At 73.0% G+C, this 23331-nt stretch carries 21 protein-coding genes and 1 tRNA gene; 10 read left to right on the top strand and 12 right to left on the bottom strand.

Annotated elements, in window-relative coordinates; translation table 11 throughout:
* Window positions 1–119 precede the first annotated feature (119 nt).
* Window positions 120–683: an NUDIX hydrolase family protein gene (locus FLP23_RS03795; protein WP_149324640.1), complete on the bottom strand. Its 564-nt coding sequence runs from the start codon at window positions 681–683 to the stop codon at window positions 120–122.
* 184 nt (window positions 684–867) lie between these two features.
* Between FLP23_RS03795 and FLP23_RS03790 the strand changes: the two genes are divergently transcribed.
* Complete coding sequence (locus FLP23_RS03790) at window positions 868–1506, top strand: alpha/beta hydrolase (protein ID WP_149324639.1); 639 nt, start codon at window positions 868–870, stop codon at window positions 1504–1506.
* On the opposite strand, the gene FLP23_RS03785 is transcribed toward FLP23_RS03790, so the two are convergent.
* Together FLP23_RS03785 and FLP23_RS12600 are read right to left on the bottom strand one after the other, a co-directional pair.
* Window positions 1490–2110: a DUF2510 domain-containing protein gene (locus tag FLP23_RS03785; protein ID WP_149324638.1), complete on the bottom strand. Its 621-nt coding sequence runs from the start codon at window positions 2108–2110 to the stop codon at window positions 1490–1492. The genes FLP23_RS03790 and FLP23_RS03785 overlap by 17 nt on opposite strands.
* A gap of 22 nt (window positions 2111–2132) precedes the next feature.
* Window positions 2133–2369, bottom strand: coding sequence for a response regulator transcription factor (locus tag FLP23_RS12600; RefSeq protein WP_425468281.1), 237 nt, complete (start codon window positions 2367–2369; stop codon window positions 2133–2135).
* A gap of 46 nt (window positions 2370–2415) precedes the next feature.
* On the opposite strand from FLP23_RS12600, the gene FLP23_RS03775 reads away from it, so the two are divergent.
* Window positions 2416–7245, top strand: a complete 4830-nt coding sequence (locus FLP23_RS03775) for an Lhr family helicase (RefSeq protein WP_149324637.1) — start codon at window positions 2416–2418, stop codon at window positions 7243–7245.
* A gap of 29 nt (window positions 7246–7274) precedes the next feature.
* A complete protein-coding gene (locus tag FLP23_RS03770) occupies window positions 7275–8054 on the top strand; it encodes a DNA-formamidopyrimidine glycosylase family protein (protein WP_149324636.1) in 780 nt (259 codons plus the stop codon).
* 10 nt (window positions 8055–8064) lie between these two features.
* Here the strand turns inward: FLP23_RS03770 and FLP23_RS03765 are convergent, their stop codons facing one another.
* Window positions 8065–8601, bottom strand: coding sequence for a hypothetical protein (locus tag FLP23_RS03765; RefSeq protein WP_149324635.1), 537 nt, complete (start codon window positions 8599–8601; stop codon window positions 8065–8067).
* Between the two features lie 59 nt (window positions 8602–8660).
* Between FLP23_RS03765 and FLP23_RS03760 the strand changes: the two genes are divergently transcribed.
* Window positions 8661–9557 carry an EamA family transporter gene (locus FLP23_RS03760; RefSeq protein ID WP_149324634.1) on the top strand — a complete coding sequence of 299 codons (897 nt, stop codon included), beginning with the start codon at window positions 8661–8663 and terminating at the stop codon, window positions 9555–9557.
* A 75-nt stretch (window positions 9558–9632) separates the two neighbouring features.
* On the opposite strand, the gene FLP23_RS03755 is transcribed toward FLP23_RS03760, so the two are convergent.
* A complete protein-coding gene (locus FLP23_RS03755; protein WP_425468277.1) occupies window positions 9633–10568 on the bottom strand; it encodes an LLM class flavin-dependent oxidoreductase in 936 nt (311 codons plus the stop codon).
* Between the two features lie 42 nt (window positions 10569–10610).
* Here FLP23_RS03755 and FLP23_RS03750 point away from each other — a divergent pair, with 42 nt between their 5' ends.
* Together FLP23_RS03750 and FLP23_RS03745 are read left to right on the top strand one after the other, a co-directional pair.
* A complete protein-coding gene (locus FLP23_RS03750) occupies window positions 10611–11717 on the top strand; it encodes a class I SAM-dependent methyltransferase (RefSeq protein ID WP_210413943.1) in 1107 nt (368 codons plus the stop codon).
* 56 nt (window positions 11718–11773) lie between these two features.
* A tRNA-Ser gene (locus FLP23_RS03745) sits at window positions 11774–11863 on the top strand.
* Window positions 11864–11932: 69 nt separating this feature from the next.
* Here FLP23_RS03745 and FLP23_RS03740 read toward each other — a convergent pair.
* A complete protein-coding gene (locus FLP23_RS03740) occupies window positions 11933–12319 on the bottom strand; it encodes a DUF4177 domain-containing protein (RefSeq protein WP_149324632.1) in 387 nt (128 codons plus the stop codon).
* A 244-nt stretch (window positions 12320–12563) separates the two neighbouring features.
* Between FLP23_RS03740 and FLP23_RS03735 the strand changes: the two genes are divergently transcribed.
* Complete coding sequence (locus FLP23_RS03735; protein ID WP_149324631.1) at window positions 12564–13292, top strand: alpha/beta fold hydrolase; 729 nt, start codon at window positions 12564–12566, stop codon at window positions 13290–13292.
* Here the strand turns inward: FLP23_RS03735 and FLP23_RS03730 are convergent.
* Entirely contained in the window at window positions 13285–13647 is a 363-nt protein-coding gene (locus tag FLP23_RS03730) for a DoxX family protein (RefSeq protein ID WP_149324630.1), read from the bottom strand. The genes FLP23_RS03735 and FLP23_RS03730 overlap by 8 nt on opposite strands.
* A 280-nt stretch (window positions 13648–13927) precedes the next feature.
* Here FLP23_RS03730 and FLP23_RS12540 point away from each other — a divergent pair, with 280 nt between their 5' ends.
* Together FLP23_RS12540 and rlmC are read left to right on the top strand one after the other, a co-directional pair.
* Window positions 13928–15322, top strand: coding sequence for a glycoside hydrolase family 11 protein (locus tag FLP23_RS12540; protein WP_149324629.1), 1395 nt, complete (start codon window positions 13928–13930; stop codon window positions 15320–15322).
* A gap of 190 nt (window positions 15323–15512) precedes the next feature.
* Window positions 15513–16637, top strand: a complete 1125-nt coding sequence (rlmC, locus tag FLP23_RS03720; protein WP_149324628.1) for a 23S rRNA (uracil(747)-C(5))-methyltransferase RlmC — start codon at window positions 15513–15515, stop codon at window positions 16635–16637.
* Between the two features lie 6 nt (window positions 16638–16643).
* On the opposite strand, the gene FLP23_RS03715 is transcribed toward rlmC, so the two are convergent.
* The gene (locus tag FLP23_RS03715; RefSeq protein ID WP_149324627.1) at window positions 16644–16943 is read right to left on the bottom strand and encodes a DUF4287 domain-containing protein; all 300 of its coding nucleotides are present in this window, start codon (window positions 16941–16943) and stop codon (window positions 16644–16646) included.
* Between the two features lie 195 nt (window positions 16944–17138).
* Between FLP23_RS03715 and radA the strand changes: the two genes are divergently transcribed.
* Window positions 17139–18488 carry a DNA repair protein RadA gene (gene radA / locus FLP23_RS03710; protein WP_149324626.1) on the top strand — a complete coding sequence of 450 codons (1350 nt, stop codon included), beginning with the start codon at window positions 17139–17141 and terminating at the stop codon, window positions 18486–18488.
* Here radA and FLP23_RS03705 read toward each other — a convergent pair.
* The 4 genes from FLP23_RS03705 to FLP23_RS03690 all read right to left on the bottom strand — a co-directional run bounded on the left by FLP23_RS03705 (window position 18455) and on the right by FLP23_RS03690 (window position 23309).
* Window positions 18455–20266 (bottom strand): hypothetical protein, encoded by a 1812-nt coding sequence (locus tag FLP23_RS03705; RefSeq protein WP_149324625.1) that lies wholly within the window; start codon window positions 20264–20266, stop codon window positions 18455–18457. The genes radA and FLP23_RS03705 overlap by 34 nt on opposite strands.
* A complete protein-coding gene (locus tag FLP23_RS03700) occupies window positions 20263–22065 on the bottom strand; it encodes an outer membrane protein assembly factor BamB family protein (RefSeq protein ID WP_149324624.1) in 1803 nt (600 codons plus the stop codon). The genes FLP23_RS03705 and FLP23_RS03700 overlap by 4 nt, the downstream gene beginning before the upstream one ends.
* Before the next feature lie 51 nt (window positions 22066–22116).
* Window positions 22117–22728, bottom strand: coding sequence for a hypothetical protein (locus FLP23_RS03695; RefSeq protein WP_149324623.1), 612 nt, complete (start codon window positions 22726–22728; stop codon window positions 22117–22119).
* Between the two features lie 74 nt (window positions 22729–22802).
* Complete coding sequence (locus FLP23_RS03690) at window positions 22803–23309, bottom strand: amino-acid N-acetyltransferase (RefSeq protein ID WP_149324622.1); 507 nt, start codon at window positions 23307–23309, stop codon at window positions 22803–22805.
* Window positions 23310–23331 lie beyond the last annotated feature (22 nt).

Below are 23331 nucleotides of genomic sequence, written 5' to 3'. Positions count from 1 at the left end.
GAGATACTCGGGACGCGCGCCGCGCACTCCGGGATGGCGCGGTTTCGGCTGGATGGCACCGGCACAACCGCGCCATCCAGCCGAAACCGCGCCATGCGTCGGGCCTTGACCCGGGCCGGTCAGCCCAGCACGCCGACCGAGGCGAGCGCGGCACGCAGCAGGGTGCCGCGGCCGCCCTCGAGCTCGTCGTGGAAGCTCGCCGACGACGCCTCGCCCGGCGTCACCCAGGTGAGCTCCAGGGCGTCCTGGCGCGGCTCGCAGGTGCCCGTCACGGGCACCACGAAGGCGAGCGACACCGCGTGCTGGCGGTCGTCGACGTAGGCGGAGAGCCCCGGGATGGGGAAGTACTCCGCCACATGGAACGGCACGGGACTCGTCGGCAGTTGCGGGAACGCCATCGGCCCGAGGTCCTTCTCGAGGTGGCGGAACAGCGCATCCCGGATCGTCTCGCCGTACATCACGCGCCCGGAGACGAGCGTTCGGGTGATCTCGCCGGCGGCGTTCGCGCGCAGCAGCACGCCCACCTGGCTGACGACGCCGAGCCCGTCGACCCGTACCGGCACCGCCTCGACGTACAGCAGGGGGATGCGGCCGCGCACCCACTCCAGCTCGTCGTCGCTGAGCCACGCGGAGTTCGGCTCGTCGCGCGGAGGTTCGGGGATGCCGGCGCCCACGGTGCTCATGGCTTCATTGTGGCGCACCGCGCCGGCGGCTCACCGCATCCGTCCCTCCCACCCCAGAAATGCAGGAGAAACGGAGGCTGCCGCCCGCGGATTCCCGCAGCAACAGGCCGCAGCCGCGGAGTCTCCTGCATTTCTGGGGTGGGAGAGGGGGAAGGGAGGGGCGCAGCGGGTGCACGATGGATGCGTGACGGAGTTGTCGATCGACCCTGAGCTGGTGGTGTGGAGCGCGGAGGCGGATGCGCGGCGCGAGCGCCCGCTCGTGATCGTGCTGCACGGGCGCGGCTCGCATGAGCGCGACCTGGCCGCCCTGTTCCCCTACCTGCCGAGCGGCTTCGTGTACGCCTCGCTGCGCGCACCGCGGGCCTGGAACGTCGGCTTCGCCTGGTTCGACGGCGATCCCACGCGCCCGGGCGACCCGGATCCCGCGACCGTCGATCCGGCGACGGATGCCGTGCTCGAGTGGCTGGCCGCCCTGCCGTGGGTGCCGCCGCGGGTCGGGGCGCTCGGCTTCTCGCAGGGGGGCGCCCTCGCAACCCACCTGCTGCGGCGGGGCGGCGGGGTCGTCTCCTTCGCGGTGAGCATGGCCGGCTTCCTGATCCGCGGCGAGCAGCCGGGGGACGCACGGCTCGCCGCCGAGCGACCGCCTGCCTTCTGGGGGCGCGGCGGCGGCGATCCGCTGTTCACCCCGGCACTCGTCCAGCGTTCGGATGCCTGGCTGCCCTTCCACACCACCCTCACGAGCGCCGTCTACCCGGGGGTCGGTCATACGGTGTCGGACGAGATGCTGCGCGACGTGGACGCGTTCCTCAGGGCCCAGGCGTGATCGTGCGCTGACGGAACTGGTCGCCGACCACCTCGATCGCCATGCCGATGAGCTGCGGACCCATCCACAGCACGAGCGCCGCCCCCGCGATCGCGAGCACGACCGCGGTGGTCGCGAAGAGCGAGGTGTCGGTGCCCTCCGCGTCGCCGTCATCGCGGTGCAGGGCCCGCCGCCGGGCGATCAGGTAGGGCAGCGAACCGAGCAGCGCCCACCGCGGGTTCGGGGTGCCGATCCAGCCGAGCGCCTGCAGCTCCCGGCGGTCGCGGTGGGCCAGCAGCAGGAGCGCCGCCCAGCCGAGCAGGAAGGTCACCGGGATCCAGCCGGCCGCCTGCGGGCGCGCCTGCACGTTGGCCGAGATGAGCCACAGCAGGTACGGCGCGGCGCCGATCCAGAGCGGCGACCAGCCGATCCAGCCGAGCACGGCGGTGCGGTCGCGGCGCGCGAACACGATCGGCTCCCGCCCGATCGGCCGCCGCCCGGCGGGGTTGTCGACGATGGGGGCGAGGCGCGTGTGCTCGGTCCAGTCGAAGCCGTCCCACCAGCGCTGCCGGGCGGGATCGGCGGGGTCGTCCCGCCATCCCGCCGCCTCGAACGCCCCCGTCATGCGGCCATCGTAGGAGGCGCGGTCAGCGGCCCACGACCCCCGTTTCGTAGGCCAGCACGGCCGCCTGCACGCGGTCGCGGAGGCCGAGCTCGCCGAGCACGCGGGCGACGTGCGCCTTCACGGTCGCCTCCGAGAGCACGAAGCGCTCGGCGAGCTCGGCGTTGCTGTCGTGGGGTTCGTCTCGACGCGACGAAACCGCGCGGGTGCCGCACGGCCCTCGCCCGGGGTGTCTGCGCGGGGCCGGGTACCTCTCGGGGATGACGGCGCTCGGGGCGCAGGTCGGGGGTGGGGACGAAGATGGGGGGATGGACGCCGCGCTCGAGAGGTTCTCGCCTGCGACGCGCGAGTGGTTCGACGGGGCCTTCCCGCAGCCGACCGCCGCCCAGGCGGGGGCGTGGGAGGCGATCGCCTCGGGACGGCACGCGCTTGTGGTGGCGCCGACGGGGTCGGGCAAGACGCTCTCCGCATTCCTGTGGTCGCTCGACCGGCTGCTGACGGCCGAGCCCGCCGACCCGCGGCGGAGAACGCGGGTGCTCTACATCTCGCCACTCAAGGCGCTCGGGGTGGATGTGGAGCGCAACCTGCGTTCGCCGCTCGTCGGCATCACCCAGACCGCGAAGCGCCTCGGGCTCACCCCGCCCGCGATCACGGTGGGGGTGCGCTCGGGCGACACCCCCGCATCCGACCGCCGCCTGCTGCTGCGGGAGCCGCCCGACATCCTCATCACGACCCCCGAGTCGCTGTTCCTCATGCTCACGAGCGCCGCACGCGACACCCTCGCCGGGGTCGAGACGGTCATCGTGGACGAGATCCACGCCGTCGCCGCCACCAAGCGGGGGGCGCACCTCGCGGTGTCGCTCGAACGGCTCGACGCGCTGCTGCCGAAGCCCGCGCAACGCATCGGACTGTCGGCGACGGTGCGGCCGCTCGAGGAGGTGGCGCGGTTCCTGGGCGGGCGCGAGCGCGTCGAGATCGTCGCGCCGCCCATTGAGAAGACCTTCGAGCTCCGGGTCGTGGTGCCCGTGGAGGACATGACGGAGCTCGGCGCGAAAGCGACGGCTACCGAGCTCGAGGGGGGCGAGAAGGCGCTGGCGTCGGGCGGCTCCATCTGGCCGCACGTCGACCGGGCGATCGTCGACGAGGTGCTGCGGCACCGCTCCACGATCGTGTTCGCGAACTCGCGACGACTCGCGGAGCGGCTGACGGCGTCGATGAACGAACTGTATGGGGAGGCGCTGACCGAAGGTGGGCGAGGAGCGCTCGGCGAAGCCGAACGCGTCTCGAGGCCACCGGATGCGGAACTCGAACCGGCGATTTCGAGACGCGTCGCCTCCGGCGGCGCTCCTCTATCACCTCAGAGGGGGGCATTCCCCGCCCAGATGATCGGCCAATCCGGCCAGACCTCGGGCGCGGAATCCATCCTCGCGCGCGCCCACCACGGGAGCGTGTCGAAGGAGCAGCGCGCCCAGATCGAGGACGACCTCAAGTCGGGGCGCCTGCGCTGCGTGGTCGCGACGAGCTCGCTCGAGCTCGGAATCGACATGGGCGCGGTCGACCTCGTCATCCAGGTGGAGTCGCCGCCCTCCGTTGCGAGCGCCCTGCAGCGCGTGGGGCGCGCCGGTCACCAGGTGGGCGAGATCTCGAAGGGCGTGCTGTTCCCGAAGCACCGCGCCGACCTGCTGCACACCGCGATCGTGACCGAGCGGATGCGCGAGGGCCTCATCGAGGCGATCGCGGTGCCGCAGAATCCGCTCGACATCCTCGCCCAGCAGACGGTCGCGGCGGTCGCCCTCGACAGCCTCGACGTGGAGGAGTGGTTCGACACCGTCAGGCGTTCGGCGCCGTTCGCGACGCTGCCGCGGTCGGCGTACGACGCGACCCTCGACCTGCTGGCCGGGCGGTATCCCTCCGACGAGTTCGCCGAGCTGCGGCCCCGCATCGTGTGGGATCGCGTGGCCGGCACGATCACCGGGCGCCCGGGAGCGCAACGGCTCGCGGTCACGAGCGGTGGCACGATCCCCGACCGCGGCATGTTCGGCGTCTTCATCGTGGGCGGCGAGGAGGGTGCCCGCCGAGTCGGCGAGCTCGACGAGGAGATGGTCTACGAGTCGCGCGTGGGCGACGTGTTCGCGCTCGGCGCGACCAGCTGGCGCATCGAGGAGATCACCTCGGATCGCGTGCTCGTCGCTCCCGCGTTCGGCCAACCCGGGCGGGTGCCGTTCTGGAAGGGCGACGGACTGGGGCGGCCGGCCGAGCTGGGGCGCGCGATCGGGGCGTTCCAGGCGGAGTTGGCATCCGGCACGGCGAGCACGGAACGGCTGGAGAGCAGTGGGCTCGACGAGCGCGCCGCCCGCAACCTGCTCGCCTTCGTCGCCGAGCAGAAGGCCGCGACGGGCGTCGTGCCGAGCGACCGCACCCTGCTCGTGGAGCGGTTCCGCGACGAGCTCGGCGACTGGCGGCTCGTGCTGCATTCCCCGTACGGCATGCCGGTGCACGCGCCGTGGGCGCTCGCGGTGGCGGCCCGCATCCGGGAGCGCCTCGGCGTCGACGGCTCGGCCATGGCGGGCGACGACGGCATCGTGGTGCGGCTGCCCGAGACGGATGCCGACCCGCCCGGCGCCGAGCTGTTCGCCTTCGAGCCGGACGAGCTCGAACAGCTCGTGACGGACGAGGTGGGGGGTTCGGCGCTGTTCGCCGCCCGCTTCCGCGAGTCGGCGGCACGCGCCCTCCTGCTGCCGCGGCGCAACCCCGGCCGCCGCTCGCCGCTCTGGCAGCAGCGGCAGCGCTCGGCCCAACTGCTCGAGGTGGCACGCAAGTATCCGAGCTTCCCGATCATCCTCGAGACGGTGCGCGAGGTGCTGCAGGACGTCTACGACCTGCCCGCGCTGCGCGAGCTCGCGACCGAGCTGTCGACCCGGCGGGTGCGGCTCGTCGAGGTGGAGACGGATGCGCCCTCGCCCTTCGCGCGCACCCTGCTGTTCGGGTACGTGGCCGCGTTCCTGTACGAGGGCGACTCGCCGCTCGCCGAGCGCCGGGCGGCCGCGCTCTCGCTCGACCCGGCGCTGCTCGCCGAACTGCTGGGGCGCGCCGAGCTGCGGGAGCTGCTCGACCCCGCGGTGATCGCGCAGACCGAGGCCGAGCTGCAGCGGCTCGTGCCCGAACGGCACGCGCGCGATGCCGAGGGCATCGTCGACCTGCTGCGGGTGCTGGGACCGTTGTCGGTGGAGGAGGTGGGGGAGAGGTACACGCCTCGCACCGAGGTGGTCGAGGAGCGCCCGGCGCAGCCGGACGCGTCTCGAGACCACACCATCGAGGGGACTGGTTTCGAGACGCGTCGCCTTGCGGGCGGCGCTCCTCAACCAGCTGAGCTGTTGACGGAGCTCGCGCGCGCGAACCGCGTGCTGCGCGTGCAGCTCGCGGGTGTCGAACGTTGGGCGGTCGTCGAAGACGCCGCGCGCCTGCGGGACGCGCTCGGCGTGCCCCTCCCCATCGGGGTCCCGAGCGCCTTCCTCGAACCGGTCGCCGACCCGGTCGGCGACCTCGTGAGTCGCTACTCGCGCACGCACGGCCCGTTCACGGCGGCGGATGCGGCGTCCCGGCTCGGTCTCGGCGTCGCGGTCGTGACGGATGCGCTGCGCCGGCTCGCCGCCGACCGCCGGGCCGTGGAGGGCGAGTTCCGTCCCGGTGCGACCGGCCTCGAATGGGTCGACCCCGAGGTGCTCCGGCGACTGCGGGCGAGGTCGCTCGCAGCGCTGAGGGCCGAGGTGGAGCCCGTGCCGCAGGCGGCACTGGGCCGGTTCCTGCCGGACTGGCAGCACGTCGGGTCGTCGCACCGCAGCGGCATCGACGGCCTCGTGAGCGTGATCGACCAGCTCGCGGGCCTTCCCCTGCCCGCCAGCAGCTGGGAGAGCCTCGTCCTGCCGAGCCGGGTGCGCGACTACAGCCCCGGAATGCTCGACGAGCTCATGGGAGCGGGCGAGGTGATCTGGGCCGGCCGCGGCGAGCTCCCGGGCGGCGACGGCTGGGTGAGCCTGCACCTCGCGGATGCGGCACCGCTCACCCTGCCCGCGCCGCTCGCGATCGAGCCGAGTCCGCTGCACGAGCGGGTGCTCGCGGCGCTCGCGGGCGGGGGCGGCTACTTCTTCCGGCAGCTGGCGGCGGCCGCGGAGCCGGACGCGGATCCCGTCTCCGACACGGAGCTCGCCGATGCCCTCTGGGAGTTGGTCTGGGCGGGGCGCGTCACGGGCGACACCTTCACGGCGCTGCGGGCACGGCTCGGCGCGACGCCGCGCGTTCGAACTCAGCGCGCGGTCCGAGGCTCGAGACGCGCCTCGGCGCTCGCGGCGCGACGAAGGCCGGATATGGCCTTCGCTCCCAGCTCCGGCGCGCCGACCGTGGCCGGCCGCTGGAGCCTGCTGCCGCATCCGGATGCCGCACCCACCGCCCGGGCGACGGCGCTCGCCGAGCAGCTGCTCGAACGGTACGGCGTGGTCACCCGGGGCGCCGTGCAGGCCGAAGGCGTGGAGGGCGGCTTCGCGCTCGTCTACAAGGTGCTCAGCTCGCTCGAGGAGACCGGGCGGGTGCGCCGCGGCTACTTCGTGGACGAGCTCGGCGCGGCCCAGTTCGCGACGCCGGCGACCGTCGACCGGCTGCGCGCGTTCCACAGCGATCGCGACGAGAAGACGCCGCCGGTGGCGGTCACGCTCGGAGCGACCGATCCGGCGAACCCGTACGGGGCGGCGCTCGGGTGGCCGGCACCGGGTGATCTCGATACACCCGCCGATCGAGCCGCAGGCGCAGGACTCGCCACCCCCGCTGATCGAGTAGCGGGCGCAGCCCGCGTATCGAGATCACACCGCCCCGGCCGCAAGGCGGGCGCGCTCGTCGTGCTCGTCGACGGCGAGCTCGCGCTCTACGTCGAGAAGGGCGGCAAGACGGTGCTCGGCTTCCTCGAGCCGGATGCCGAGCAGGCGGCCGACGCGGCCGCCGCATCCCTCGTCGCCACGGTGCGCGGGGCGGGCGCCCGCCTCCGGATCGAGCGCATCGACGGCGTCTTCGCCGTCGGCACCCCGCTCGGCGAGGCGCTCATCCGTGCGGGCTTCGTGCCCACCCCCCAGGGGCTCCGGCTCCGGTGAGCGACCGCCGCCTGGAGTAGCGTGCCGACATGCCCGAGGGTGACACCGTCTACCGGATCGCCCGGCAGCAGCATGATGCGCTCGCCGGGCGCACCCTCACGGCATCCGAGTTCCGCGTGCCCGGGTTCGCCACCGTCGACCTCGCCGGCGAGACGGTGCGCGAGGTGGTCGCCCGCGGGAAGCACCTGCTGCACCGGGTGGGCGAGTTCACGGTGCACTCGCACCTCAAGATGGACGGCGACTGGCGGCTGTTCCGCCGCGGGGAGCGCTGGTCGCGCGCCGGCTTCCAGGCGCGCGCGGTGCTGACCGTGGGCGAGACGCAGTCGGTGGGGTTCGATCTGGGGATCCTCGAAGTGCTGCCCATCGGCGACGAGTGGCGCGCGGTGGGTCACCTCGGCCCCGATCCGCTCGGCACGAGCTGGGATGCGGACGAGGCGGCACGTCGCCTGGCCGCCGACCCCGCGATCCCGGTGTTCGTCGCGCTGCTCGACCAGCGCAACCTTGCCGGGATCGGCAACATCTACGCGAACGAGCTCTGCTACGTGCGCGGGGTGCTGCCGACGCGCCCGATGGGCACCGTCGAGGACGTGCCCGCACTCGCGGGTCTCGCGCACCGGATGCTGCACGCCAACCGCGACCGCTGGACGCGCACCACCACGGGCGACCTGCGGCCGGGCCGCCGCACCTGGGTGTACGGGCGGGGCGGTCAGCCGTGCCTGCGCTGCGGCACGCTCCTCGAGACCGGTCGCCTCGGACGGCGCAGCGGCGAGGAGCGGGTCGTCACCTGGTGCCCGGCGTGCCAGCGCTGAGCGGGGGCGGTCAGTCCTCGAGCGGGGTCGGGGCGACGCGCGGGCGGCGGGCCCAGTAGCCGGCGCAGAGGAACAGCACACCCGCGAGGATGGCGACGCCGACGGCGATCGCGACGGGGCCCGAGAACAGCGTCGACTGCATGAGCCAGTAGTCCATCTGCGAGCCGAAGCCGTTGTCCTCCTCGAACATCCGGAAGGTCTCCTGTATGAGCCACACCCCGAACGACAGCACGCCGATCCCGAGCACCGTCACGGCCACCACGAAGGGGTTGGTCCAGGGGGCGCGCAGCGTCTGCTCGGGCACCTGCACGACGACGGGTGCGAGCTGCTCGACCGCGGCGTCCGGGGCGGGCGGTGGGGGCGGCACCTGCTCGGCGACGCGCTGCCGCTCGGCGGGCGGCGGGTCGGAACTGGGACGCTGCAGCGCGCTCGCCACGTACGGCGCCGAGCGGCGGGCGGCGGCTTCGGCGCGCGAACCGGTCGTGACGGTGCCGCTGTAGCCGCGCTGGAAGGCGGGGTCGAACCTCGGATCGATCGTCTCGGCCATGCCACGAGCATAAGCGGCAGGCGCCGCGGAGCGTTCGGCAATCGCGACAGAATGGGGGGATGAGCGGCGCCCCGGGATCCTCGCGTCGCACCCTCGTCGGCGCCGCCACGCAAGTGGGAACCGAGGTGTCGATCAACTTCGGATCGGCTCTCGCGGGGGTCGCGATCCCGTTCGTCGGCTCGCCCATCGTGGTGGCCGCGCGGCAGCTCGTGATGGTCGTCGTGCTGCTGCCGTTCTACCGGCCGCGCCGCGAACTGCTCGGCTGGCGGCGACTGTGGCCCGCGGTCGCGCTCGGCGTGGTGCTCGCGGTCATGAACCTGAGCTTCTATGAGGCGGTGCACCTGCTGGGGCTCGGCATCGCGGCGACGGTCGAGTTCCTGGGTCCGCTCGTGCTCGCGCTCGCGACCTCGCGGCGACTGCTGGACGTGGCGTGCGTGCTCGTGGCGGCGGTCGGCGTGGTGCTGCTCACCGGACTCGAGGGGCGGATCGACGCCTGGGGCATCGTGTTCGCGCTCATCGCGGCGGCCACCTGGGCGGCGTACATCCTGCTCACCCGGCGGGTGGCTCTGAGGTTGCCCGGCCTCGAAGGCCTCACGGTGGGCAGCATCGTGAGCCTCGCGCTCATCCTGCCGCTCGCCGTCGCCGGGATCGCGAACGCGGACTTCTCGTGGCCGGTCGTGGGCCTCCTGCTCGCGATCGGCGTGCTCGCGTCGGCGCTCCCCTACGCGCTCGACACCTTCATCCTGCGGCGGATCACGCCGCGCCTCTACGCGATCATCACCTCGTTCGGGCCGGTGGTGGCGGCCGTGTTCGGCTGGATCGTGCTCGGCGAACGCCTGGGTCCGGTGCAGCTGCTCGCGATCGTGCTCGTGTGCGCCGCCGCCGGCACCGCGATCGCGACCCAGCGACCCGCGCCCGCCTCCGAGCTGGAGCAGACCGCCGAGCGTCTCACCTAGGCAGTTGGTGCGGTTTCGGCTGGATGGCGCGCTTTCGCGCGTGCCATCCAGCCGAAACCGCACCAAGCGCGGGGGTCAGGCGCGCAGGAGCGCCGCCACCTCGGCGCAGGAGCGCAGGAAGCCGGGCAGGTCGGTCTCGTCGTCGAGGGGCTGCAGCAGCAGATTGCCGACGCCCGCATCGACCCAGGCCCGCAGCTGCTCGGCGACCTCCGCCACCGAGCCCGCGACGCCTGTGGCGCGCTCACCCGTGTAACCCCAGGCGTCGAGCTCGGCGGCGAGCCGCCCCTGGGCGCCGTCACCGAACGCGGTCATCACGAGGATGCTCACGGGATGCTCGCCCTCGCGTCCGGCGGAGGCGCGACCGGCGCGCGCGAGCGCCACACCCTCTGCCGCCATCCCGGGCGAGACGCCGTTGGTGAGCAGGGTGCCGTCGGCGACCTCGCCCGTGAGGCTGAGCGTCTTCGGCCCCTCGCCCGCGGCGTGCACGGCGACCGGCGCCGCGGGCGGCCAGTCGAGCCGCACCCCGTCGAGCCGGACATAGCGGCCGTCGACCGTGACCGACTCCCCGGCGAGCAGCGCCCGCAGCGCGGTGACGTACTCCCGCATGAGGGTGAGGGGCGAGGCGACGCGCTCACCCACCTGATCCATCCAGCGTTGGACGCCGTGGCCGACGCCCAGATGCAGGCGGCCCGGGAAGAGCCGCTCGACGGTCGCGACCTCCATCGCGAGCAGGGCGACGTTGCGGAACGGGATCGGCAGCACGCCGATGCCGACGCGGATGCGCTGCGTCCAGGCGAGGGTCGCGGTGGCGGCGGCCAGACCCGACTCGCGGAAGCAGTCCTCGAAGAACAGCACCTCGTCGAAGCCGAGCGCCTCCGCCTCGACGACGAACTCCCGGATCAGCTCGGGGGGACGGGCAGGGGTGAAGACGACGCCGACGCTGGTGCTCATGCCCCCATCCTGTCGGGAAAGCAGGGCGGATCGACCCAGAACGGGCCGCCGAGCCCGCAAGGTGCCGATTCGGCCTGCTTGTCCGACCGCTAGCGTCGAGGAGTGACCGAGCTCGACGCGCTGCTGGACGCGCTGACGCGCGCGCCGGATGTGGGCGATGGCGAGCTGCGGGCCTGGGACGCGGCCGACCGCTATCTGCTCGACTACGCGACCGCCGAGTTCTCCGATGCGCTCGCCGGCGAGGTCGCGGTGATCGACGACACCCACGGAGCGCTGACCCTCGGCGCGGGGCTGCTCGGCGCCGGGATCGTGCGGGTGCACCAGGACTCGATCGTCGCGCGTCGGGCGCTCGCCGCCAACGCGGCGCGGACCGGTCGCGCCGCGGGCGAGCAGCATCCCCTCGAGGCGGTCGTGACCGCGCGCACCTCGCTCGTGCTGCTGCGGATGCCGCGTTCGCTCGAGCGGCTCGACGCGGTCGCCCGGGCGGTCGCCGCGAACGCCGGCCCTCGACTCGTGCTGCTCGCCGGCAACCGCATCAAGCACATGACCCCGACCCAGAACGCGGTGCTCGAGGCGGGCTTCGCCCGGGTCGAGGCGACGCTCGCGCGGGGAAAGTCGCGGATCGTCGTGGCGCGGAACCCGAGGCGGGTCCGTCCCGCCGAGCCGATGCGCGCCGCCGTCGACGGCATCCAGGTGGTCGCCGTCCCCGGCGTCTTCGCGGGCGCCGCCCTCGACATCGGCACCCGCGCGCTGCTCGCGACCTTCGACCAGCTGCCGCCGTTCGCCCGCGCGATCGACCTCGCCTGCGGCACCGGCGTCGTCGCGGCGGAGCTCGCCCGCCGCACCCCCGGCGCGAGCATCCTGGCGTGCGACGTCTCGGCGATCGCCGTCGAGTCGGCGCGGCTGACCGCGGAGGCGAACGGCGTCGAGGTGGAGACCCGCCACGACGACGGACTCTCCGCGGAGCCCGCCGCGAGCGCCGATCTCGTGGTGCTGAACCCCCCGTTCCACGCCGGCGCCGCGGTGACCACCGAGATCGCCCACCGCCTGTTCGCGGACGCCGCCCGCGTACTGCGGCCCGGCGGCGAGCTGCGGGTGGTGTGGAACTCGCACCTCGCATATCGCCCCGTGCTCGAGCGGCTGGTCGGCCCGACCCGGCAGCTCGCGCGCACGCCGAAGTTCACGGTGACGGCGTCCCGCCGGCGGTGAACGCGGGATGCGGAGGCCGTCCCGAGCACCCGCCCGCGTCCGTTAGACTTCTCGGCGGTACCGTGTCCGAGCGGCCGAAGGAGCATGTCTCGAAAACATGTGATGGTGCAAGCCATCCGTGGGTTCAAATCCCACCGGTACCGCCAGAGAAGAAGCCCTGATCATCAGGGCTTCTTCCGTTTTCGGCGTGTCCGTGCCGGTTCCGGCGGGACCGATCAGCTCAGCCGCTCGAAGACGAGCGTCGCCTGGATGCGGTCACCGCCGCCGATGCCCTTGCTGCCGGACGCCGCGGTCGTGATCGTGTGCAGGCGGTAGCCCAGCGAGGCCTGGGCGTTGATCGCCTTCTCGAGCTCGGTGAGGTTGCCGGAACCGGTGCCCCACAGCTTCTCCTTGAGGATCACCTGCAGCACCACGTAGTTCGCGCCCGTCGCGCCGGGCCGGGGCTGCGCGCCGGAGACCGCGTCGGCCTTGATGTGCTCGACGAGCGCGGCGGGGCTGTTCACGGGTTCCGGGTCCTGCCAGCGATCCGTCCAGGTCTGGCCGTCCCACCACCGCTGCCGTCCCGATCCGTCGTCGTACCAACCTGCTTGGGCGTTCGCCACGGGAGCCTCGTCTCCGTCATGCGAGCCGCGAGCCGGCCCGTCGAGGGGTCACGGTACCAACGGGGAGCGGGGCGGCGAGGTTGCGCGCGCGGGTTTCGGGGTTCGCGCGGCGCATTGTTCATCCCCCGCCCCTGGTGCCCGTACGCGGCGCCGCCCTAGGGTGGCGGCAGAGCGCCCAGATGACGCCCAACCCGAACCCTGCACCGCGAAAGCGCCCCCCGGCGTGTGAAGGAAGGGAAGCATCATGTCTGACAAGCCCACGATCGTCCTCGTCCACGGAGCCTGGGCCGACGCGTCCAGTTGGAACGCGATCATCGCCCCCCTCCAGGCGGAGGGGTTCACCGTGCTGGCCCCGCCCAACGAACTGCGCGGCGTCGCCTCCGACTCCGCCTACATCGCGTCGTTCCTCGCCCAGCGCACCCATGGCCCCGTGGTGCTCGTCGGGCACTCCTACGGCGGTTTCGTGATCACCAACGCCGGCGCGCAGGGCGGTGAGGTGAAGGCGCTCGTGTACGTGGACGCGTTCATCCCCGATGAGGGCGAGACGGTGGTCGGCATCCTCGAGGGCTCCACCTCCGCGCTCGCCGTCGCGGACCCGACGACTGTGCTCGATGTCGCCGGCTACCCGGGCGCGCCGGAGGGGGTCGCCGAGGCCTTCCTCACGCCCGACACCGTGCACAGCTTCTTCGCTCAGGATCTGCCCGAGGCCGACCGCCTGCTCATCGTGGCCGGGCAGCGCCCTGCGTCGTTCATCGCGAACGTGACGCCCTCGGGTCCGCCCGCGTGGAAGACGATCCCCAGCTGGGCGGTGCTCGGCACGGCCGACCTCGTGATCCCGATCGACGTGCAGCGACGGCTGGCCGAGCGGGCCGGTGCCACGATCAGCGAGGTGGACGCCTCGCACGTCTCGATGATCTCGAACCCGGGCGCCACCTTGGCGGCGATCCAGGCGGCGGTTGCCGCGATCAGCTGAACACGAGCAGGAACCCGAGCACGGCGCTCGCCGTCGCGAGTGCGAGGAGCACGAGCGGGATCGGCGGTTCATGCCGTCGCAGGTGGGTGACGGCGGCGCCGACCATGAGCACCGCGAGCGCCACGGCGGCGATCGGCGCGAGGATCGGGACGATGCCGGTCGCGATGGGCAGCACGAGTCCGAGCGCGCCCAGCACCTCGGCGGCCGCGATCAGGCGCACCTGGGGCTGGGAGAAGTCCTCCACCCAACGCATCGTCGTGGCGAGCGCATCCTTCGGGCGGACGAGCTTGATGATGCCCGCGGCGAGGAACAGCGCGGCGGTGATGCCGGCGACGATCCAATAGGCGATGACCATGGGGCTCCTGACGGCGGTCGGTGGTGGTCGGTGGGATCCATCCTGCGCGATGGGGGGCGGTCTTCGCTGGCATGACGATCGCGATCGAAAGTTTCGGGCTCACCCTTGACGTGTTTCGCCGACCGCGGCAGACTGTCGGCTACAGGGGTACCCCCCGAACGCGTGACACCGATTCACTGCGCCGTGGGAAGTAAACGTTTACAGCCATCGCCGCTCGGGGCAGCGGGAGAAGGCGTCCAGGGGGACCCGTCATCACACAACCGCACGAAGGAGTGCAACAATGTCGAAAGTTTCGACTCTGGGTGTCGGCGCGCCCCCGCGGCGCCGATCCATCCAGGCCCTCGCGGCCATCGGTATCGCGAGCGTCCTGGCTCTGGCACCGGCCGTCCCGGCCAGTGCCGCCGTCACCTCCAACCAGACCGGCACCAACAACGGGTACTTCTACTCGTTCTGGACCGACAGCTCGGGCACCGTCTCGATGGAGCTCGGATCCGGCGGCAACTACTCCACCCAATGGAGCAACACCGGCAACTTCGTCGCCGGCAAGGGCTGGAGCACGGGTGCGCGCCGCGCGGTGACCTACTCCGGCACCTTCAACCCCTCGGGCAACGCCTACCTCACGCTCTACGGCTGGACCACGAGCCCGCTCATCGAGTACTACATCGTCGACAACTGGGGCACCTACCGTCCGACCGGCACCTTCAAGGGCACGGTCACGAGCGACGGCGGCACCTACGACATCTACGAGACGACGCGCACCAACCAGCCGTCGATCCAGGGCACGGCCACCTTCAAGCAGTTCTGGAGCGTGCGGCAGTCGAAGCGCACCGGCGGCACCATCACCACCGGCAACCACTTCGACGCCTGGGCCAGCAAGGGCATGAACCTGGGCAACCACGATTACCAGATCCTGGCGACGGAGGGATACCAGAGCAGCGGCTCCTCCAACATCACGATCGGCGGCTCCACCTCGGGCGGCGGCTCGACGGGCGGCGGCAGCACGGGCGGAGGCAGCACGGGCGGAGGCTCGACCGGCGGCGGGAACACCGGCGGCGGCTCCGGCACCGTGCCGCCCAGCAGCGGCTGCACGGTGAGCGTCACCAAGGGCGACGAGTGGTCCGACCGCTTCAACGTCAACTTCGCGGTCTCCGGCAGCAGCAACTGGACGGTCAACATCGGCCTCAACGGCAGCCAGTCCGTGCAGAACAGCTGGAACACCACCCTGAGCGGCAGCGGCAACACGCGCACCGCGAAGCCCAGCGGCGCCGGGAACAACTTCGGCATCACCGTGCTCAAGAACGGCAGTTCCACCTTGCCCACCGCGAGCTGCACGGCGTCCGGAGGCACGAGCGGCGGCGGGAACACCGGCGGCGGGAACACGGGCGGTGGAGGGAACACCGGCGGAGGCACGGGGAGCTGCTCGGTGAGCGTCACGAAGGCCGACGAGTGGGGCGACCGCTTCAACGTCAACTTCGCCGTCAGCGGCTCCAGCAACTGGACCGTGACGATCACCCTCAACGGCAGCCAGTCGGTGCAGAACAGCTGGAACGCCACCATCAGCGGCAGCGGCATCACGCGCACCGCGAAGCCCAACGGGGCCGGGAACAACTTCGGCCTCACCCTCTACAAGAACGGCAACAGCAACGCGCCATCGGCCACCTGCCGGGTCGGCTGAGTTCGCGGGGTGGGGCGTCGGCGCGAGCCGGCGCCCCACTTCTGCGTCCACCCCGGCGTCCGTCCAGCCTCCACCTCTGCCAGAAATGCAGGAGAACCGGATGAGGCGACCCCGCCCATCCGCAGCTCGCCGTCGCCGAGCAGCCGAGTCTCCTGCATTTCTGGCACAGGATGCGGCGTAGGGTGACCGGGTGCGGTGCGGGTACTTCGAGGCGGGCGTGTGCCGCTCGTGCACGCTCATGGGCGTCGAGTACAGCGAACAGCTCGCGCGCAAGGTCGCGCACGCCGAAGAACTGCTCGCCCCGTGGGCGGATGCCGTGTGGCTGCCGCCGGTCGCGAGCGCCCCCGAGGCGTTCCGCAACAAGGCGAAGATGGTCGTCGGCGGCACCGTCGACGCGCCGACCCTCGGGATCCTCGACGCCGCCCGCCACGGCGTCGACCTGCAGGCATGCGGGGTGCTCGCGCCGGGACTGGGCGCCGCCTTCCCCGCGATCACCGCCTTCATCACCCGCGCGCGCCTGGTGCCCTACGACGTGCCGACGCGGCGCGGCGAACTCAAGCACGTGCTGCTCACCGAGTCCCCCGATGGCCGCCTCATGCTGCGGCTCGTGCTGCGATCCACCGAGAGCCTCGCCCGCATCCGCAAGCACCTGCCGGGGCTGCTCGACGCGCTTCCGCAGCTCGCGGTCGTCTCGGCGAACCTGCTGCCCGAGCACGCGGCCCTGCTCGAGGGCGAGGTGGAGGTGCCGCTCACGGCCGACGAGACCCTCGCGATGCGCCTCGACGACGTCGTGCTGCACCTGCGGCCCGGCAGCTTCTTCCAGACCAACACGGGCATCGCCGCCGCGCTCTACCGGCAGGCGCGCGCGTGGGTGGACGAGCTCCAGCCGGCGTCGGCGTGGGACCTGTACTGCGGGGTCGGCGGCTTCGCGCTGCACATCGCGGCGCCCGGGCGCCGGGTGCTCGGCGTCGAGGTGAGCGCGCCCGCCGTCGCCAGTGCGCGGGCGAGCGCGGCCGAGGCGGGGCTCGCCGACGTCGCGTTCCGCGTCGGGGATGCCACCGCGATCGAGGCGGCCGGCGCGGAAGCGCCCGAGCTCGTGATCGTCAACCCGCCGCGGCGCGGGCTCGGGACGGAGCTCGCGGGCACCCTCGAGGCATCCGGCGCGCGGGCGATCGTGTACTCGAGCTGCAACGCGGTCAGCCTCGCACGGGATCTGGCCGCGCTGCCCTCCTACCGCGCGCGGCGGGTGCGGGTGTTCGACATGTTCCCGCAGACGGAGCACTACGAGGTGATGGTGCTGCTCGAGCGCGGCTGATCCCGCTCAGCGGCTGCCGGCGGGGTTCGTCGCCTTGCCGTCGAGCCACAACGTCGTCGAGGCGTCGCTGTGCGAACCGCCGGTCCCGACGTGCTTGGCGGAGATCTCCGGGCCCTTCTGGATCACGTGCACCATCGCCATCGCGTGCCCCCGGCCGAGGCCGTAGTCGTCGGCGAGCCACTGCACGATGACGCCCGCCTTCACGCCCGGCGCGTCGAAACCGCGCTCCTTCGCGAGGTCGACGAGCTGGCGGGGCGTGAGCCCGGTCTTGGCCTCGACCGCGTCGAGGTACGCCTGGAACGACATGCCGCGAGTCTGCCACTCGGGGGTGGGATCTCGATACACCGCGCTGCGCGCGGCACTCGATCAGCGGGGGGTGCCGCACCGCGAGACTCGAGATCAGCGGGGGGTGCCGCCCCGCGGGACCCGAGATCAGCGGGGGTGCCGCCGACGCGGCACGGGAGCGGCGGGGGTGTCGCAGGCCGCGCCTAGGCTGGCGGCATGGCTCGTCCCGTCGCCCCCGGATTCGCGTGTTCGGAGTGCGGCTGGACGGGAGCCAAGTGGTTCGGCCGCTGCCCCGAGTGCCAGGCCTGGGGATCGATCGTCGAGCGCGGCGCCCCCACCGCCACGGTCGCCCCGGCAGCGGTTCCCGAGTCGCGCGCTGCCCGCCCCATCACGGCGCACCAGGCGGATGAGGCCGCCCACCGCCCCACGGGCATCGGCGAGTTCGACCGCGTGCTCGGCGGCGGGCTCGTGCCCGGCGCCACCGTGCTGCTCTCGGGCGAGCCCGGCGTCGGCAAGTCGACCCTGCTGCTCGAGGTGGCGGCCCGCGCCGCCCGCCGCGGCATCCGCGTGCTGTACGTGTCGGCCGAGGAGTCGGCCAGCCAGGTGCGCTTGCGCGCCGAACGAACCGGCGCCCTCGACGACGAGCTCTACCTCGCCGCAGAGACCGACCTCGCGACCGTGCTCGGGCAGATCGACGCCGTCCGCCCGCAGCTGCTCATCGTCGACTCGGTGCAGACGGTGTCATCGGCCCTCTCGGATGGCGCGGCCGGCCAGCCCGCGCAGGTGCGCGAGGTGGCGGGCACGCTCATCCGGGTGGCGAAGGAGCGCGCCCTGCCGCTGCTGCTCGTCGGCCATGTCACGAAGGACGGCTCGATCGCGGGCCCCCGGCTGCTCGAACACCTCGTGGATGTCGTGCTGAGCTTCGACGGCGACCGCCAGACGGCGCTGCGCTTCGTTCGGGCGCTCAAGAACCGCTTCGGCCCCACCGACGAGGCGGGCTGCTTCGAGATGACGGGCGACGGCATCGCCGAGGTGCCCGACCCGTCCGGCCTGTTCCTCTCCCGCGCGACCACCCCGGTGCCGGGCACCTGTGTGACGGTCACGATCGAGGGGCGCCGGGCGCTGCCGGTCGAGGTGCAGGCGCTCGTCGTGGGCACCCAGGCGCCCAACCCGCGCCGCGTGGTGAGCGGGGTGGATGCCTCACGCGTCGCCATGCTCATCGCGGTGCTCGAGAAGCGTTGCGGCATCAAGCTCAGCACCTCGGACGTCTATGTGTCGACGGTGGGCGGCATCCGCCTGGCCGAACCCGGTGCCGACCTGGCCATCGCGCTCGCGATCGCCTCCGCCGCGAAAGACCTCGCCCTGCCGCGCGATCTCGCCGCGATCGGCGAGATCAGTCTCGCGGGCGAGGTGCGGCCGGTCCCCGGCGCCCGTCAGCGCACCGCCGAAGGCGCGCGCCTCGGCTACCGTCGCATCGTCGACGACGGCGCGGGCACCCTGCGGACGGCCGAGACCCTCGCCTTCTCGGGCGCTCAGCGCGAAACGGTCGACGTCCCCGCGTTCTGAGCTTCGGCCTCCGGCGACGCCACGTCCTCTCCGGGCCGCTCCGCGGGCGGGGACTCCTCATCGAGCTCCCGGTTCCGCAGGGCCGCCCACAGCGCGAGCAGCAGCACCGCCGCGACGAGCGGGTCGCCGAACGACTGCCCGCCGAACGCCGCCAGATCGCCGAGGGCCACCGCCGCATCCGGGTCGCGGGCGAGGGCCAGGAAGGCGAGCACCGTGATGCTGAACACGGCGTTCGCGAGCGCGAGCTGCACGCGGGCCGGGCGCGGGTAGGCACGGGAATCCTGGTTCGCGATCTTGTAGCCGGTGAGGAACGACCACACGAAGCCGAACAGCACGACCGCGCCTCCCGCGAAGCCGAGCAGGAACGCGATCGGGTCGGTCACGATGTCGCGGTAGGCGAAGAGCGCCGAGAGCAGCAACGCCACGAGCACCGCGGTCGCGCGCGCCGGGCTCACCCGCCGGCGGATGATCGCCACGAGCAGCACGCCGACGGCGAGCACCGCACCCCACAGCTCGAGTCCCTCCGGCGACCACAGCAGCGGGAACTCGAAAAGCACCGTCGCGGCGATGAGCACCGACGCGATGCCGACCGCCGCCATGAGCTCGGGGGTGGTGCGCCGCCCGCGGCGCGCCTGCACGACCGCCAGCGCCAGCAGCACCACGCCGCCCGCGAGGCGCACTCCGAAGACGACCGCCGTGTCCGCAAGGAACTCCGCGACCGCGAGCAGCACATCCGCGACCCCCTGCGGCGCCCCGAAGCCGACAGCCACGTTGCCGACGAGGATCACCGGCGTCGCGAGCACGCTCGTCGTGGTGAAGGCCGCCACGGCGAGGGCGAGGGCGTCGATCCCGTCGATCATCTCGACGGCGTTCGGGGCGCCGCGACCCGCGCGCATCCGGGCGAGCGCGAACCAGGACACCGCGATGAGCGCCAGCAGGATGCCGCCGCCCAGCACCGCACGCACCCGGGCGTCCTCCGCCAGGATGGCGCCGATCCCGACCCCCACGTCGATGCCGCGCCAGATCACCGCGAGCACGAGCAGCACGACGACCGCGCGCACGCCGACCACCCGACGCACCACCGTGCCCGCCCAGACCGCCGCCGAGGTCGTGACGTTCGCGACCGCCGCGCCGGCGGCGATCGCCGCCGGCACCGCGAGCTGGCCGAGGCTCGACAGCATGAGGCTCAACAGGATGGGCAGGAAGTCGAAGCCGAACGGCCGGTTGATGGCGGTGAGCACCCCCGCCGTCACGACGAGCGGACCCCACACGAGCGCGCCGACGACGGCGAACTCCCACCACCGGAAGCCCCGTCCACCGCGGATGGCGACGAACACGATGAGCCCCACCGACGCCAGGATCGTGACGATGCGCGAGAGGGGGAGCTCGTGCTGGTCGGGCAGGGTCGTGAACAGCAGCACGACGATGACGAGACCGACCGTGAGCCATCGGAACCAGGCGCGGGCGTGCAGCGCACCGCAGGCCGCGAGCGTCATCGACAGCGCGGTCAGGGCGAGCAGCAACCAGACGATCGCCCGGGGCAGGGTGAAGATGACGGCACCCGACTGCGAGGCGAGCGGGATCCACTCCCGCAGGGGGCCGGAGAGCAGCACGAGCAACGCTGCGACGACGTAGCCCACCACGCCCACGGTGACCACCGGGCGCAGGCCCAGCGGCCAGCCGAGGTCGCGCAGCCGTCCGTCCCGCACCTGGTCGATCACCACGTGCTGCACGAACTCGACGACGACGCGCCACCCGGTCCGGATCACCGCCCTCATGGCGCCACCAGCCATCCGGTGCCGTCGCTGTTGATGACGCGCACCGCGTCGCCCCACGGCAGGTGGAACCTCGTGGTGCCCGCGCCCGCGACCGGCACCTCGAGCTGCGCCTCGAGCTCGCCCGCGGCATCCCTCACCCGGAGCCCCTGCGCGTCGGTGAGCAGGATGCGCGTGCCGTCGCCGGCGAGGCCGCCGGCCGCCGCGTCGGTCCAGCGTCGCGCACCCGAGCCGGTGGCGAACGCGGTGGTGCCCTCGTCGCTCTGGGCCACCACGAGCTCGGCGGTCACGAGGAGCAGCCGCGCGGCGCCGGGTCGTTCGCCATGCCAGATGATGGCCCCGTCGGCGGGGTCGAGTCGCCAGACGTCGGTCGTCGTGCCCTGCGCCGCGAGGATCCCCTCGCCCGCGGCGACCCGCGACGCACCCTCGAGCTCGGTCCGCCACACCGCCGAGCCGTCCTCGAGCGAGCGCGCGATCACCGTCGAACCGCGATCCACGACCACGACCGTGCCGCCGACGACCGCGGGGGCCTGCGCCACGTCGGTGCGCAGGGCGATCGACCAGACCGTCTCGCCCGTCGCGGCATCGATGCGGCGCAGCGTGCCGTCGAGGCTCACCGCGACGAGATCGGCGCCGACCGCCTCGGGGCGTGCGAGCACGACATCCGGGAACCGCTGATTCCACAGGCGCACGCCGCGTTGGTCGTAGGCGACGAGCCGGCGTTCGCTCGTCGAGACCAGCACGAGCTCGCCGAGGGCGGCGACCTGGAGCACGTCGCCACCCGGCGCGGCACCCCACGCCTGGGTCGCCGTCGCGCCGTCGACGCGGAAGGCGGTCAGTCGCCCGGTGGCGGCGAGCACGAGGCTGCCGTCCGCCGTGGTCGCGCCGATGCCTTCGAACGGCGTGCCCCGCGGCGAGTCGCCGAACGCCGGGTCGGAACGCTGGAAGGCGAGCGGACGCACGGTCCAGTCGGCCGCGTCGGCGAGCTCGAGCGGGACAGGTTCGGGGTCGACGTCGCCGCCGAGTCCCGTGTCGACGTCGGGGAGCGGTCGGCTCTCGACCGTGATAGGCCCCGATCCGGAGTCGGCCCGGTCGGCGACCACGCCGCGCCCCGGGCACCAGGTCGCGGTGTCGACCACCTGCAGCAGCTCCTCCCCCGTCGCGGCATCGAGGTAGCGCGTGTCCGTCGTGGTGACGAGGCACCCGTGGTCGCCCGCCGCCACCTCGCCCGCGGTCGTGTAGCCGATCGCGCCGCCGGGGATGGCGGAACCCTCGCCGGTCCAGCTCGCCCCCGGCGCGGCATCCGCGGGCAGCACGACGAGCCCCGGCAGGTAGCTGAACCCGAGCTCCGCGCCCGTGGCGGTCAGCAGCGACACCCCCGAGTCGTCGAGGAGGTAGATGCTCGAGAGCGGGACGCCGGGGGTGTCGAGCGGCGTCGACATGTCGCGCCACAGCTGCGCGCTGCCCAGCACATCGAACGGGATCTCCGAGAACAGGTGCGCGACGGCTCCCGCCGGCTCCTCGAGGAGCAACGACGGACCGGTGTCGCGCGCCGACTCGTGGATCGTGCGGCTGCCGTCCCCCGCTGTCGCGAGCGCGGCGTATCCGTCAGGCGGCACGAACCGGGCCGCCGCCCCGCCCGCGGGAGCCGTGGGCGCGAGATCCGCGAACGCGAGTCCCGCCGTGCCGACGACGACCAGCCCGCCGACGGCGATCGACGCGACGGCGCGCCGTAGGCGCGTGGGGCGCGGACGGTCGGCGGGACGCTCGCCGGGCCCCGCGACGGTGGTGGTGTCGGGCATCGGGCTCCAGGGTTGCTCGACGCTATCGCATCGCCCGGTCTCGAAACCGTCTCAGTAGAGCAGGAAGGGCACGTCGCTCGCCGAGGTCACATCCCCGAGCGAGACCGAGAGGCGGTAGGTCGCGCCCCCCGCGGTGACCTGCGGCCGGTCCGCGGAACAGGTGTCTGCGGACGACCGGGTGCGGTCCCAGGGGAACGGCGTCGTCGAGACGGCCACACCGGGCTGCAGCACCTGATCCTGCGGGGTGGGGGAGGTCTGGCAGTCCTGCGAGTTCCAGATCGGATCCGCGCCGCTCACGATGTCGTAGCGCTGCGCATCCGTGCCGACGTTGATCGTGCAGGGCACGGCGCCGGTGTTGGTGATCTCCATGGAGATGAGGGGGTTCTGCCCCGCCGGGAACTCGGTCGCGTCGATCACCGGGGTCAACTCGATGACCGCCGGATCGCATGCCGCGGTGGGATCGGCGGCGGCGCCGTCCGTCGTCTCGTCGTCGGAGGGGGTCTGCGAGCTGCCGGCGCCCGGCGCCCGGTCGGGGTCGTCGCCGCCCCGCGGGATCACGAGCAGCACGATCACGACGATCACCGCGAGCACGGCGAGCCCGACGACGACGCGACGGCGTCGATACACGGATGCGGGGAGGCGTCCGGGCTGCTCGCTCGACATGTCGTCAGGCTAGGCCTGCCGCGCGCCCGATCCGGGCCACGGATGCGGCGTGTGCCGGATGCGAGCTGCGAAAGCTAGAGCTGTTTGAGCATCCGGGTGTTGCCGAGGGTGTTCTGCTTGACGCGAGCCAGGTCGAGGAACTCGGCGACGCCGTCGTCGGGAGACCGCACCAGCTCCGCGTACACCTCCGGGTCGACGACGCGCTCGCCGATCGGCTCGAAACCGCGTTCGCCGAAGAAGCGCGTCTCGAAGGTCAGGCAGAACAGGCGGCTGAGGCCGAGCTCGCGGGCGTCCTGCTCGAGGCGCTCCAGGATCGCGTGCCCCACCCGACGGTGCCGCCACGGCGCCGCGACGGCGAGCGTGCGCACCTCGCCGAGGTCCTCCCAGATGACGTGCAGAGCCCCGCAGCCGATGAGGGTGCCGTCCGCCGCCTCCGCCACCCGGAACTCCTGCAGCGCCTCGTAGAGGGTGACGCGCTCCTTGCCCAGCAGGATGCGTCGCTCGACGTACGGCTCGATCAGCTCGAGGATGCCGCGGACGTCGGAGGTGCGCGCACGCCGCACCTGGAACTCGGAGGTCACCGGGAAACCCTAACGCCGCCGC

It is taken from the genome of Protaetiibacter larvae, assembly GCF_008365275.1.
GTDB classification, from domain to species: Bacteria; Actinomycetota; Actinomycetes; order Actinomycetales; family Microbacteriaceae; genus Homoserinibacter; species Homoserinibacter larvae.
This window is presented reverse-complemented; position numbering and strand designations above follow the sequence as displayed.

What these genes read in the sequence shown, in the direction of transcription:
- FLP23_RS03795 (WP_149324640.1), bottom strand. Translation starts at nt 683, where the DNA reads ATGAGCACCGTGGGCGCCGGCATCCCCGAACCTCCGCGCGACGAGCCG.
- FLP23_RS03785 (WP_149324638.1), bottom strand. Translation starts at nt 2,110, where the DNA reads ATGACGGGGGCGTTCGAGGCGGCGGGATGGCGGGACGACCCCGCCGAT.
- FLP23_RS03775 (WP_149324637.1), top strand. Translation starts at nt 2,416, where the DNA reads ATGGACGCCGCGCTCGAGAGGTTCTCGCCTGCGACGCGCGAGTGGTTC.
- FLP23_RS03770 (WP_149324636.1), top strand. Translation starts at nt 7,275, where the DNA reads ATGCCCGAGGGTGACACCGTCTACCGGATCGCCCGGCAGCAGCATGAT.
- FLP23_RS03765 (WP_149324635.1), bottom strand. Translation starts at nt 8,601, where the DNA reads ATGGCCGAGACGATCGATCCGAGGTTCGACCCCGCCTTCCAGCGCGGC.
- FLP23_RS03760 (WP_149324634.1), top strand. Translation starts at nt 8,661, where the DNA reads ATGAGCGGCGCCCCGGGATCCTCGCGTCGCACCCTCGTCGGCGCCGCC.
- FLP23_RS03735 (WP_149324631.1), top strand. Translation starts at nt 12,564, where the DNA reads ATGTCTGACAAGCCCACGATCGTCCTCGTCCACGGAGCCTGGGCCGAC.
- FLP23_RS03730 (WP_149324630.1), bottom strand. Translation starts at nt 13,647, where the DNA reads ATGGTCATCGCCTATTGGATCGTCGCCGGCATCACCGCCGCGCTGTTC.
- FLP23_RS12540 (WP_149324629.1), top strand. Translation starts at nt 13,928, where the DNA reads ATGTCGAAAGTTTCGACTCTGGGTGTCGGCGCGCCCCCGCGGCGCCGA.
- FLP23_RS03715 (WP_149324627.1), bottom strand. Translation starts at nt 16,943, where the DNA reads ATGTCGTTCCAGGCGTACCTCGACGCGGTCGAGGCCAAGACCGGGCTC.
- radA (WP_149324626.1), top strand. Translation starts at nt 17,139, where the DNA reads ATGGCTCGTCCCGTCGCCCCCGGATTCGCGTGTTCGGAGTGCGGCTGG.
- FLP23_RS03705 (WP_149324625.1), bottom strand. Translation starts at nt 20,266, where the DNA reads ATGAGGGCGGTGATCCGGACCGGGTGGCGCGTCGTCGTCGAGTTCGTG.
- FLP23_RS03700 (WP_149324624.1), bottom strand. Translation starts at nt 22,065, where the DNA reads ATGCCCGACACCACCACCGTCGCGGGGCCCGGCGAGCGTCCCGCCGAC.
- FLP23_RS03695 (WP_149324623.1), bottom strand. Translation starts at nt 22,728, where the DNA reads ATGTCGAGCGAGCAGCCCGGACGCCTCCCCGCATCCGTGTATCGACGC.